Origin of the sequence: Rhodopseudomonas sp. BR0C11 (genome assembly GCF_010820945.1) — a bacterium.
GTDB lineage: Bacteria > Pseudomonadota > Alphaproteobacteria > Rhizobiales > Xanthobacteraceae > Rhodopseudomonas > Rhodopseudomonas palustris_H.
This window is the reverse complement of sequence record NZ_QTKI01000769.1, coordinates 1-877: the sequence shown is the minus strand read 5'-3', so window position 1 is coordinate 877 and position 877 is coordinate 1. Positions and strand designations below refer to the sequence as shown.

Annotated in this window: 1 protein-coding gene and 1 pseudogene; both read left to right on the top strand. The window is 62.3% G+C overall.

The features are described from left to right. A pseudogene (locus DYI24_RS27255) lies at positions 1-243 on the top strand (DNA primase); the annotation flags it as partial. A gap of 259 nt (positions 244-502) precedes the next feature. Continuing rightward, positions 503-877: RNA polymerase sigma factor region1.1 domain-containing protein (locus DYI24_RS27250; protein WP_283810915.1), on the top strand; the 375-nt coding region annotated here is incomplete at its 3' end.

The window sequence follows — 877 nt, the reverse complement described above, 5'->3', positions numbered from 1 at the left end:
GGCCCCAAGGCGGCCCGCGAGGACGTCCTTTCGACGTGGCAGCAACTCGTTGCCTTGCATCGACAATCCCACTCCTTACTTAGGGAATTGAAGGATGCCGAGCTGGCTTTGGGTGAAGACGGCAGCGAGGCGAATATGCGGTGGTTGAACGACGTCAAGGCGCGCCTGGCGCAGGTCGAGGGGACCGAGGCGCTGATCGAGGGATTCGGCGAATCCTCCGGCCGGTTCCAGCGCAGCGTGTGAGGCGGTCAGCGGAAGGCCCCGGGCGGGCGGAGAGTCGAAAAGACTCGCCAATCCCCGGATTTAGCTGCAAAAACAGGGTTAGTAAGGGCTTAACGGCATTCCGGTAGAAGGCCTTCGGGCGACCAATTTGGGTAACCAGCGAGCGGGATCGTGCGGGGTGGCGCAGGCGGGCGCCGCCCTTTGTGCGTCTCTCCCGATAAGGCAAGTTTTCATGGCGGCGCGGTGACGCCTCGTCCGTGAGCGCGTTCAGGAGCAGTGGATGGCCAGCAAGGCGAAGACGGTTCAGGTGCAGGACAAGGACAAGGACGACAAGGTAGACGCGCCGGAGAAGGACTCCGTCGACGCTCCCTCGCCGCTCCTCGACCTGTCGGATGCGGCCGTCAAGAAGATGATCAAGCAGGCGAAGAAGCGCGGCTTCGTCACCTTCGATCAGCTCAATGAAGTGCTGCCCTCCGACACCACGTCGCCGGAGCAGATCGAAGACATCATGTCGATGCTGTCCGACATGGGCATCAATGTGTCCGAGGCGGAAGACACCGAGGCCGAAGAGGAAGAGGCCAAGGAAGAGGCCGACGAGGAGCTCGACAACGATCTGGTCGAAGTCACCGCCAAGGCCGTCACCGAGACCAAGAAG